We start from the raw sequence: 10,909 nt of genomic DNA on the forward strand, positions 1-10,909 counted from the left end.
ATTGCGGGCGGCACGGCGACATATTCAGGGGCGGCACAGCGACGGAACCGGGGCGGCACAGAGACGCGAGAGAAGATCAGGCCCGCGGGTAGTCCTCGAAGATCAGTGTGGTCCTGGTCGAACGGATCGACGGGATCGCCTGGATGTCCTCCAGCACGATGCGGCGCAGATCGCGGGCATCGTTGGCCCGAACGAGCAGGATCACATCGAAGTCCCCGCCGACCAGCGCCATGTGCTCGATCTCGGGGATCGCCCGCAGCCGCTCACTCACCGCCTGCCAGGTGGCCTGCTCGATGGCGAGCGTGACGTACGCGCTCGCGTGGTGCCCGAGGAGGACGGGGTCGGTGCGCACCGAGTACCCGATGATCACCCCCGCGTCGGTGAGGCGTTTGATCCGCGCATGTGCGCCGGCGCGCGAAATGTGCACGGCGTCCGCGATCGCGGTCATCGAGGAGCGTGCGTCGCGACGCAGCTCTTCGAGGATGGCTCGATCCGTGTCGTCCAACGCGATCATGTGACCCCTTCGCCTAGCCCGAGAATCCTGACACTTCGTTCAAGAATGCCCTATTCGATGCGCTTTCATCCAGGATTCGGCGAATGATCTTGGATGACTGTCGCACGCGGAGGCATGCTGTCTCCAACGAGTTCGGCAAGGAGGGCGAACGCATGCTGCACACCGACCTGCTCCCGCGAGACACCGCGGTGCAACTGATCGACGAGAACGGCACCCCCATCGCGGACGCGCCCTACCCGCTCCCCGACGGCGAGACCCTTCTGGCCGCCTACCGCGGACTCGTCGAGGGACGACGGATCAACGATCAGGCCGGCGCGCTCGTGCGCCAGGGGCGTCTCGCCGTCTACCCCTCTTCCCAAGGCCAGGAAGCGTGCCAGGTCGGAGCCGCGATGGTCCTCGGAGCCGAGGACTGGCTGTTCCCGACGTACCGCGATTCGGTCGCCGTCATAGCCCGCGGGGTCGAACCCGCTGACGCGCTCGTGCTCCTCAAGGGCGACTGGCACTCGGGGTACGACGTCCGCGCCCACCGCGTCGCGCCTCAGGCGACCCCGTTGGCGACCCAGCTGCTGCACGCGGTCGGCTTCGCGCAGGCCGCGAAGCATCGGGGAGAGGACACCGTGGTGCTCGCCCTCTGCGGCGACGGGGCCACGAGCGAGGGCGACTTCCACGAAGCCATGAACTTCGCGGCCGTGTTCCACGTCCCGGTCGTGTTCTTCGTGCAGAACAACGAGTTCGCCATCTCCGTCCCGCTCTCCCGGCAGACCGCCGCCCCTTCCCTCGCGCACAAGGCGATCGGCTATGGGATGCCCGGTCAGCGGGTCGACGGAAACGACGTCGCCGCGGTACTGGCCGTGCTCGGCGAGGCCGTGGAGCGAGCCCGCACCGGCGGAGGGCCCTCGCTGGTCGAGGCCCACACGTACCGGATGCAGGCGCACACCAATGCCGACGACGACACCCGCTACCGCGAGCGGGCCGAGGTCCAGGCCTGGGTCGCCCGCGATCCCCTCACCCGCTTGCGCGCGCACCTCACCGCCACGGGCGCTCTCGACGCGGACGCCGAGGAGCGCTTCGCCGCCGGCGCCGAGGAGATCGCGACCGCCATGCGCGCCGCCCTGAACACCGACGCCGAGCTCGACCCCGAAGACCTGTTCCGCCACGTGACCGCGACCCGATCGCCGCAGTTGGACGAGCAGTGGCACCTGCTGCGCGACGAGATCGAACGCTCACGGCTCGCCGACGCCGGCACCGCCACGAACGGAGGCCACCGATGACCATCGCGCAGGACGACACCACGACGCACAGCGACGTCGGGACGACGACCACCATGACGATGGCTGCCGCCCTCAACCGCGCTCTCGCCGATGCGATCGAGTCCGATCCGGACGTGGTGGTCTTCGGCGAGGACGTGGGAGCGCTCGGCGGTGTCTTCCGCATCACCGACGGCCTCACGGCCCGCTACGGCGAGGATCGCTGCTTCGACACCCCCCTCGCGGAATCCGGCATCGTGGGAACCGCCGTCGGCATGGCGATGAACGGCCTGCGCCCCGTCGTCGAGTTGCAGTTCGACGCGTTCGCGCTCCCCGCGTTCGAGCAGATCGTCAGCCATGTCGCCAAGCTCGGGAACCGCACGCGCGGTGGCCTGCGGATGCCGCTGGTGATCCGCATTCCGTTCGGCGGCGGCATCGGCGGTGTCGAGCACCACTGCGACTCCTCCGAGGCGTACTACGCGCACACCCCCGGCCTTACGGTCGTCAGTCCCTCGACGCCGCAGGACGCGTACTCGTTGCTGCGCGCGGCCATCACCTCGCCCGACCCCGTCATCTTCCTGGAACCGAAGAAGCTCTACTGGGCCAAGGGCGAGGTCGACACCACGCAGACCGCCCAGCTCGGCACCGCGCGTGTCGCCCGGGCCGGGACGGACGTGACGCTCCTCGCCTACGGCTCCTCCGTTCCCCTCGCGCTCGAGGTCGCCGACGTCGCCGCCACGGAAGGACGCAGTGTGCAGGTCGTCGACGTCCGCTCGCTCTCCCCCTTCGACGACGCGACCGTCACCGCGGCCGTGAAGTCGACGGGCCGCGCCGTGGTCATCGCCGAAGCCCCGGGCTATGTGAGCGTCGCATCCGAGATCCAGGCGCGCGTGTTCGAGCGCTGCTTCGAGTATCTCGCCGCCCCCGTGCGCAGGGTCACCGGCTTCGACACCCCCTATGCGCCGCCGAAGTTCGAGCACTGGTATCTGCCCGACGTCGACCGCGTGCTCGATGCGATCGACACGCTGCACTGGGAGGACGAGGCATGAGCACCCCGACGACCTCCGCGCAGGCCACTCACGTGTTCCGCCTGCCCGACCTGGGCGAGGGGTTGACCGAGGCGGGCCTCGTGCAGTGGCTCGTCACGGTCGGCGACACGATCGTCACCGACCAGCCCATCGCCGAGGTGGAGACGGCCAAGAGCGTCGTCGAGTTGCCGTCCCCGTTCGCCGGTGTCGTGACCGCACTGCACGGCACGGTCGGCGACACGATCGACGTCGGCGCCCCGGTACTCGAGGTCGTCGACCCGACAGCCGCCCCGCACGCCGACGACGTCTCTGCCCCCGAGGAACAGGAGACCACTCCGACGGAGATCGAGCACGAGGCGTACCGGGAGGAGGAGCGCGCCGGCTCGGGCAACGTCCTGATCGGCTACGGCACCACGGCCCCCGCTGCGAAGGGGCGGCGCCGTCCGTCCGCCGCGGCCACGCCCGCTCCCCCCGCCCCCGAGCGCACGACGCCGAAGTCTGCGCGCGACCGTCGCCCGGTCGCGGTCCGGTCACCGCTCGTGCGTCGACTCGCCCGGGATCTGGGACTCGACGTGCACTCGATCACCGCGACCGGTCCGGACGGGGCGATCACCCGCGCGGACGTGCTGCAGGCCGCGGTCGAGAACGCCGTGGACGGCGCCGCCGCACATCACCGCGTGACCACCGGGAGCGACGAGACCGTCGACGGACTGGGCGTGGTGTCGCGCGAGCGGATGTCGCCCCTTCGTCGAGCCGTCAGCGCCACGCTCACCCGCAGCAGGTCCGAGATCCCCGAGGCGACCGTCTGGGTCGACGTCGATGCGACGGAACTGTGGAACCTCCGCGCACGGATGGCGCCGGAGGGAGGCAGAGCCCCGTCGGTGACGGCCCTGCTCGCACGCTTCGTCCTGCTCGCGCTCGAAGACTTCCCCGTGCTGGCCTCGCGGCTCAGCGAGAGCGGCGAGGAGCTGATCTCGTTCGACGGCGTGAACCTCGGCATCGCGGCGGACACCGAGCGCGGCCTGCTGGTGCCCGTCCTCCCGCGGGCGCACGCGCTGACCGTGGATCAGCTCGACACCGCTCTGCGAGAGCTCGCCGCCACGGCCAGAGCCGGGTCGATGCCGCCGGAGCGCCTGCGCGGTTCGACCTTCACCCTCAACAACTACGGCGGCCTCGGCGTCGACGGCTCGGCCGCGATCATCAACCACCCCGACGTCGCGATCCTCGGCATCGGCCGGATCATCGAGCGCCCGTGGGTCGTGGAGGGTGCGATCGTCGTCCGGCGCATCGCGCAGCTGTCGCTCGTGTTCGACCACCGCGTGTGCGATGGCGGATACGCCGCAGGGTTCCTGCGCCGCGTGACCGAGCTCATCGAGCATCCGCTGCGCGCCTACGGGAGGATCTGACCCGAATACCGCTTCCCCTACACGGCGGCGGCTCCGATGCGATACGCTCGGCGATTAACTGACCGACCATTCGGTCATGAATGCTCGACGGCACCCGGCCGTCGAACCCGAATCGCAGAACAACGGAGTTCGCATGACGACAGCAGTTTCCGGTCCCACTCAGAAGAGCAGGATGCCCGCCGAAGAACGGCGAGTACTCGCCGGCACCCTCGTCGGGACGTCGATCGAGTGGTACGACTTCTTCATCTACGCGCAGGCCGCGGGGCTGGTGCTCGCTCCCCTCTTCCTCGCCCCCATCGCGGAGTCCAGCCCCGGCTTCGCACAGGTGCTCTCGTTCGCCACGATCGGCATCTCCTTCCTCTTCCGCCCCCTGGGCGCCATCGTCGCGGGACATCTCGGTGACAAGCTCGGCCGCAAGAAGATGCTCGTCTTCACACTCATCATGATGGGACTGTCGACCTCGCTGATCGGCGTCCTCCCCACCTACGCGGCGATCGGCGTCGCTGCGCCGATCCTGCTGATCCTGCTCCGCATCCTGCAGGGCTTCTCCGCGGGCGGCGAGTGGGGCGGCGCGGCCCTGATGGCCGTCGAGCACGCTCCGCGCGGACGTCGCGGGCTGTTCGGCGCCTTCCCGCAGATCGGCGTGCCGGTCGGCATGATCCTCGCGACGTTCACGCTGTGGGTGCTCACGAGCTCGATGTCCCCCGAGGCGTTCCTCGAGTGGGGCTGGCGCATCCCGTTCCTGCTGTCGATCGTGTTGATCGGAGTCGGGTACGTGATCCGCCGCGCCGTCGACGAGAGCCCGATCTTCGAAGACCTGGTGCGTCGCCGCAAGGAGGCCTCCGCGCCGCTCGGCCGGCTGTTCCGCCAGAACACGAAGCAGGTCATCCTCACCGCCGTCATCTTCATCGCGAACAATGCCGCCGGCTACCTGCTGATCGCGTTCTTCGCCACCTACGCGGTCACGGCGCTCGGCATGGATCGCCCTCCGGTGCTGCTGGCGACGACCCTCGCCTCGTTCGGCTGGCTCATCTTCACCCTGTGGGGCGGGCACCTCTCCGATCGGCTCGGTCGGATCCGCACCTTCCAGATCGGCTACGTGGCGCTCGCTCTGTGGGCGGTCCCGATGTGGTTCCTGATCGACACCGCGAACATCCTCTGGTACTTCGTGGCGCTCTTCGTGATGACGTTCGCGCTCGGCCTCTCCTACGGCCCGCAGGCGGCGCTGTACGCCGAGATGTTCCCGGCGAACGTGCGGTACTCGGGCGTCTCGATCGGGTACGCGCTCGGCGCCATCCTCGGTGGGGCGTTCGCGCCGATGATCGCCGAAGCCCTGTTGAACCAGTTCCAGGCGGCATGGACGATCGGCGTCTACATCGCCGTGGCATCCGTGATCTCGCTCATCGGGGTGTCCTTGGTGAAGGAGACCAAGGGCATCGATCTGTCGGTCTGACCACGGATCGGCCCGCCGGCATCGCGGCGGACTCCGCGCCTGTGCCATAATTACCATACGATCGGTCAGTAATTCACTGGCCGATCGTATGGCACGGCCAGCACCGAGACGACGCAGTCAGGAGATCCGCATGACCGAGGCATTCATCGTCGGAGGCGCACGCACCCCTGTCGGCCGATACGGAGGCTCCCTCGCTTCCGTCCGCCCCGACGACCTCGCTGCGATCGTCGTCGCGGAAGCCGTGCGTCGGGCGGGCATCGACGCCACCTCGATCGAGATCGACGAGGTGATCCTCGGCGCGGCGAACCAGGCCGGTGAGGACAACCGCAACGTCGCGCGGATGGCGGTGCTGCTCGCCGGACTCCCCGACACGGTCCCCGGCATCACGGTGAACCGGCTGTGCGCCTCGGGGATGTCCGCCGTCACGATCGCCGCGCAGGCGATCCGTGCCGGTGACGCCGACATCATCGTCGCGGGCGGCGTCGAATCCATGACGCGAGCACCCTGGGTGCAGGCCAAGCCGGAGAAGGCATGGGCCAAGCCCGGGGCCGCCTTCGACACCTCGATCGGCTGGCGCTTCCCGAACCCCCGGCTCCAGGCTCGGGACAAGGCGACTTTCACGATGCCCGAGACCGCGGAAGAGGTCGCCCGCGTCGACGGGATCACCCGCGACGAGGCGGATGCCTTCGCTCTGCGCTCCCAGCAGCGCGCCATCGCGGCGATCACCGCGGGCCGCTTCGCCCCCGAGATCGTCGGTGTCCCGGTCGGCACCGCAGAGGTGCTGGTCGACGAAGGCCCGCGCCCCGAGACCACCCTCGACGCACTCGCGCGGCTGCGTCCTGTCGTCGCCGGAGGCACGGTCGTGACCGCCGGCAACTCGAGTGCGCTCAACGACGGCGCCTCAGCGGTGATGGTGGCGAGCGCCGCCGCGGTCGAACGCTATGGCCTCGTGCCGCGCGCCCGGATCGTCATCGGCACGAGCGCCGGCCTCGCCCCCGAGATCATGGGCCTGGGCCCGGTCCCGGCGACGCAGAAGGCGCTGCACCGCGCCGGCCTGTCGATCGACGACATCGGCTCGATCGAACTCAATGAGGCGTTCGCGACGCAGTCGATCGCGTGCATCCGCCGGCTCGGCCTCGATGAGGAACGGGTCAACGCCGACGGTGGCGCCATCGCGCTCGGCCATCCGCTCGGTTCGTCCGGCTCACGGCTGCTCCTCACGCTGCTCGGTCGCATGGAGCGCGAGGGTTCTGTGCACGGACTCGCGACGATGTGCGTCGGCGTCGGCCAGGGCGCTGCCGTGATCCTGGAGAAGGTCTGATGCACGCCGAGATCGACCCCGAGACGCCCCTGCTCATCGAACGCCGCCCCGACCGCGTGATCGCCACGCTGCATCGGCCGCACAAACGGAACGCGATCGACCAGGCGACCATCGATGCGCTGCACCTCCTCTGCGCCGAGCTCGAGGAGACGCCGCGGACCCTGATCCTCACCGGAGCCGACGGCGTCTTCGCCGCAGGTGCCGACATCGCCCAGCTGCGCGAGCGCCGGGCCGCCGACGCGCTGCGCGGCATCAACGCGAACGCCTTCGTGCGCATCGCCGAGCTGCCGATGCCGGTCATCGCAGCGATCGACGGCTACGCCCTGGGCGGCGGCGCCGAACTCGCCTATGCCGCGGACATCCGGATCGCGACGCCCGCCCTCGCGATCGGCAACCCGGAGACGGGTCTCGGCATCATTGCCGCGGCCGGCGCGAGCTGGCGGTTGAAGGAGATCGTCGGCGAGGCCAGGGCCATCGAGCTGCTCCTCACCGGACGCACCGTGAAGGCGGAGGAGGCCCTGCGCATCGGCCTCGTCTCGGCGATCCACGAGAGCGCCGACCTGCTGACCGCGGCCGAGGCGATCGCCGACCGGATCAGCCGCAACGACCCCGCGGCGACCATCGCGACCAAGCGCGTGTTCCGCGCTCCCCGCGACCGCCACCCCGCCGTCGACCTGGAAGCCCAGGCCGAGCTCTTCGAGAGCCCGGAGAAGTTCCGACGGATGACCGACTTCCTGGAACGGAGAGACCGATGACCCAGAGCAGCAGCAGCGCTCCCGCCCATGTGGGAGTGCTCGGCGGTGGGCGCATGGGCGCCGGCATCGCCCACGCGTTCCTCCTCGCGGGCTCCCGGGTCACCGTGATCGAGCGCGATGAGATCGCCGCCGACGCCGCCGCCGCGCGCGTGCTCTCGTCCGTGGACGCGTCGATCTCCCGCGGCACGGCGCACGAGGCCGGCGACGCCTACCGGGCACGCTTCGAGACCGGGACGGACACCGCGCTGTTCGCTCCCTGCGACCTCGTCGTGGAAGCCGTGCCCGAGGATCTCGCTCTCAAGATCGACGCGCTCACCCGCGTCGAGGCCGCGATCGGCTCCGAGGCCGCACTCGCCTCCAACACCTCGTCGATCTCGATCGACGAGCTCGCGGCGACACTGGACCGCCCCGAGCGATTCCTCGGCATGCACTTCTTCAATCCGGTGCCGGCCTCGACGCTGGTCGAGATCGTCCGCGGCGCGGCGACCGCTCCCACGCGGGTGGACTCCGCCCGCGGCTGGATTCACGCCCTCGACAAGACCCCGATCGTGGTGACCGATGCCCCCGGCTTCGCGTCGTCGAGACTCGGCGTCGCGATCGGACTCGAGGCGATCCGGATGCTGGAAGAGGGGGTCGCCTCCGCCGAGGACATCGATGCCGCGATGACCCTGGGCTACAAGCATCCGGTCGGTCCGCTGCGCCTGACCGACATCGTCGGGCTCGATGTCCGACTCGGCATCGCCGAGTACCTCGCCGCCCACCTCGGCGAGCGCTTCGAACCACCGACTCTGCTGCGACGCCTCGTCGCCGAAGGACACCTGGGCCGCAAGAGTGGACGCGGCTTCTACGAATGGGACGCCTGATGAAGGGAACAGACATGACGGAGATCCTCCCCAGCTATCTGCAGGGAGCCTGGTGGACGCCCGGCACCGATACCGACGCGGCCGAGGTGCGCGATGCATCGACCGGCCGGGTCGTCGCCCGCGTCTCGACGGAGGGCATCGACCTCGAGGGCGCGCTCACCTATGCCCGCCGGGCAGGACAGGCCTCGCTCGGTGAGCTCACGTTCCATCAGCGCGCCGTGCTCCTCAAGCAGCTCGCCCTCGCCCTCACCGCGCGCAAGGAGGAGCTGTACGAGATCTCGAGCCGCACCGGCGCCACCCGCCAGGACTCGTGGGTCGACATCGACGGCGGGATCGGGGTGTTGTTCGCGTACTCCAGCAAGGGACGCCGGGAGCTCCCGAACGCGAAGGTCTATGTCGACGGCGGCATCGAGAACCTCTCCAAGGACGGCTCCTTCCTCGGTCGGCACATCTACACCCGACTCCCCGGTGTCGCGGTGCAGATCAACGCGTTCAACTTCCCGGTCTGGGGGGCGCTGGAGAAATTCGCCCCCGCCTTCCTCGCAGGGGTGCCGACGGTCGTGAAGCCGGCCACCCCGACCGGGTATCTGGCAGAGGCCATGGTGCGGATCATGGTCGAATCGGAGCTCCTGCCCGAGGGCTCGCTGCAACTCGTCTCCGGCGGTGTCCCCGGACTCTTCGAGGCGCTCCGGCTGGGAGACCTCGTCGCCTTCACCGGGTCCGCATCGACCGCCGAACGGCTGCGCGCCCACGATGCGGTGCAGACCGGCGGCGTGCGCTTCACGAGCGAGACCGACTCGATCAACGCCTCGATCCTGGGGACGGACGCGGTCTCCGGGACCCCCGAGTTCGACGCCTACGTCCGACAGCTCGTGGCCGAGATGACCACGAAGGCCGGTCAGAAGTGCACCGCGATCCGGCGAGCGATCGTGCCGGCCGAGACTGTCGACGACGTCATCCGCGCCGTGCAGGCCCGCCTTTCGGAGCGCGTCGTCCTCGGCGACCCGCGCGCCGAGGGGGTCACGATGGGACCCCTCGCCTCGATCGCCCAGCGCGACGAGGTGCTGCGCCAGGTGTCGCGCCTGCAGGAGGGCGGCGGCGAGCTGGTGGTCGGATCGACCGACGCACCGGACGTCCGTCACGACGACGGCAGCGAGGGACCGGCCCCGGACGGCGCATTCGTCGCGCCGATGCTGCTCCGCTTCACCGACCCCGAGAGCGCGGCGGTCAACGAGATCGAAGCGTTCGGCCCGGTCTCGAGCATCCTCGGCTATCGCACCCTCGACGAAGCGAGCGCTCTGGTCGCCCGCGGTGGCGGATCGCTGGTGACGAGCGTGGCGACGCACGACCCCGAGGTCGCTGTCGCCCTGACCACCGGAATGGCCGCCTACAACGGTCGCGTCCTGTTCCTCGACCGCGATGACGCCCGAAGCTCGACGGGTCATGGCTCCCCGCTCCCGAACCTCGTCCACGGCGGGCCGGGGCGGGCCGGCGGCGGCGAGGAGCTCGGGGGCATCCGCGCCGTCCTCCATCACATGCAGCGCACCGCCGTGCAGGGCTCTCCCACCATGATGACGGCCCTGACCGGGGTGTGGCACCAGGGGGCGGACGCGCGTCCGTACCAGGAGAGCGGCGGCATCCACCCGTTCCGCAAGTCCCTGGCCGAGCTCAGCATCGGGGACCAGGTCGTGAGCGGATCCCGCACCGTGACCCTCGACGACATCGAGACGTTCGCGGCCTTCACCGGCGACACCTTCTACGCGCACATGGACGAGACCTCCGCGGCGGCGAACCCGTTCTTCCCCGGTCGTGTCGCCCACGGGTACCTGCTCGTGTCGTGGGCGGCGGGGCTCTTCGTCGATCCGGCACCCGGCCCCGTGCTCGCGAACTCCGGGCTGGAGAACCTGCGCTTCGTGACGCCCGTCTCCCCCGGCGACGAGATCCGTGTCGAGCTCACCGCGAAGCAGATCACCCCGCGCGAGACCGACGAGTACGGCGAGGTGCGCTGGGACTCGGTGCTGAAGAATCAGCGCGAGGAGATCGTTGCCACCTACGACGTGCTCACCCTCGTCGCGAAGCAGCAGGCGGAGGCTGCCTGAGTCCGCTCGACGCCCCCTTCCGTCGTCGACGCCCCCTTCCCCTTCCGCGGTCGACGCCCCCTTCCCCTTCCGTCGTCGACGCCCCCTTCCGCCGTCGACGCCCCCTCGAGTCCGCGTCGCCCCAGCGGGGCGTGGACGACAGGACGGGGCGTCGACGACAGGACGGGGCCTCGGGGCGGCGCGGGATGACGGGATGTCGCGGGGTGGCGGGGTGGCGGGGTGG

The 10,909-nt window shown here is 70.1% G+C and carries 9 protein-coding genes; 8 read left to right on the forward strand and 1 reads right to left on the reverse strand.

Annotated elements, in window-relative coordinates; all coding sequences use genetic code 11:
* Positions 1–76: 76 nt before the first annotated feature.
* Positions 77–514, reverse strand: coding sequence for an Lrp/AsnC family transcriptional regulator (locus tag L978_RS06890; RefSeq protein ID WP_194239192.1), 438 nt, complete (start codon positions 512–514; stop codon positions 77–79).
* 152 nt (positions 515–666) lie between these two features.
* Here L978_RS06890 and pdhA point away from each other — a divergent pair, with 152 nt between their 5' ends.
* From pdhA to paaZ, 8 genes are all read left to right on the forward strand, one after another.
* A complete protein-coding gene (pdhA, locus tag L978_RS06895) occupies positions 667–1,785 on the forward strand; it encodes a pyruvate dehydrogenase (acetyl-transferring) E1 component subunit alpha (RefSeq protein WP_047521719.1) in 1,119 nt (372 codons plus the stop codon).
* Positions 1,782–2,810, forward strand: coding sequence for an alpha-ketoacid dehydrogenase subunit beta (locus L978_RS06900; protein WP_052193389.1), 1,029 nt, complete (start codon positions 1,782–1,784; stop codon positions 2,808–2,810). The genes pdhA and L978_RS06900 overlap by 4 nt, the downstream gene beginning before the upstream one ends.
* The gene (locus tag L978_RS06905; protein WP_052193390.1) at positions 2,807–4,195 is read left to right on the forward strand and encodes a dihydrolipoamide acetyltransferase family protein; all 1,389 of its coding nucleotides are present in this window, start codon (positions 2,807–2,809) and stop codon (positions 4,193–4,195) included. Before L978_RS06900 ends, L978_RS06905 begins: the two co-directional genes overlap by 4 nt.
* A gap of 133 nt (positions 4,196–4,328) precedes the next feature.
* Positions 4,329–5,648: an MFS transporter gene (locus tag L978_RS06910; RefSeq protein WP_047521704.1), complete on the forward strand. Its 1,320-nt coding sequence runs from the start codon at positions 4,329–4,331 to the stop codon at positions 5,646–5,648.
* A 130-nt stretch (positions 5,649–5,778) separates the two neighbouring features.
* A complete protein-coding gene (locus L978_RS06915) occupies positions 5,779–6,969 on the forward strand; it encodes an acetyl-CoA C-acyltransferase (RefSeq protein ID WP_047521706.1) in 1,191 nt (396 codons plus the stop codon).
* Positions 6,969–7,724 carry an enoyl-CoA hydratase/isomerase family protein gene (locus L978_RS06920; protein ID WP_047521707.1) on the forward strand — a complete coding sequence of 252 codons (756 nt, stop codon included), beginning with the start codon at positions 6,969–6,971 and terminating at the stop codon, positions 7,722–7,724. Before L978_RS06915 ends, L978_RS06920 begins: the two co-directional genes overlap by 1 nt.
* Positions 7,721–8,587 carry a 3-hydroxyacyl-CoA dehydrogenase family protein gene (locus tag L978_RS06925; protein WP_047521709.1) on the forward strand — a complete coding sequence of 289 codons (867 nt, stop codon included), beginning with the start codon at positions 7,721–7,723 and terminating at the stop codon, positions 8,585–8,587. Before L978_RS06920 ends, L978_RS06925 begins: the two co-directional genes overlap by 4 nt.
* Positions 8,588–8,601: 14 nt before the next feature.
* A complete protein-coding gene (gene paaZ, locus L978_RS06930; RefSeq protein WP_081996946.1) occupies positions 8,602–10,686 on the forward strand; it encodes a phenylacetic acid degradation bifunctional protein PaaZ in 2,085 nt (694 codons plus the stop codon).
* Positions 10,687–10,909: the final 223 nt, after the last annotated feature.

The sequence above is a fragment of the Microbacterium sp. ZOR0019 genome (assembly GCF_000800925.1).
In the GTDB taxonomy this organism is placed as follows: domain Bacteria; phylum Actinomycetota; class Actinomycetes; order Actinomycetales; family Microbacteriaceae; genus Microbacterium; species Microbacterium aurugineum.

Coding starts and splice junctions, on each gene's coding strand:
- L978_RS06925 (WP_047521709.1), top strand. CDS start 7,721: ATGACCCAGAGCAGCAGCAGCGCTCCCGCCCATGTGGGAGTGCTCGGC.
- paaZ (WP_081996946.1), top strand. CDS start 8,602: ATGACGGAGATCCTCCCCAGCTATCTGCAGGGAGCCTGGTGGACGCCC.
- L978_RS06920 (WP_047521707.1), top strand. CDS start 6,969: ATGCACGCCGAGATCGACCCCGAGACGCCCCTGCTCATCGAACGCCGC.
- L978_RS06905 (WP_052193390.1), top strand. CDS start 2,807: ATGAGCACCCCGACGACCTCCGCGCAGGCCACTCACGTGTTCCGCCTG.
- L978_RS06910 (WP_047521704.1), top strand. CDS start 4,329: ATGACGACAGCAGTTTCCGGTCCCACTCAGAAGAGCAGGATGCCCGCC.
- L978_RS06890 (WP_194239192.1), bottom strand. CDS start 514: ATGATCGCGTTGGACGACACGGATCGAGCCATCCTCGAAGAGCTGCGT.
- pdhA (WP_047521719.1), top strand. CDS start 667: ATGCTGCACACCGACCTGCTCCCGCGAGACACCGCGGTGCAACTGATC.
- L978_RS06900 (WP_052193389.1), top strand. CDS start 1,782: ATGACCATCGCGCAGGACGACACCACGACGCACAGCGACGTCGGGACG.
- L978_RS06915 (WP_047521706.1), top strand. CDS start 5,779: ATGACCGAGGCATTCATCGTCGGAGGCGCACGCACCCCTGTCGGCCGA.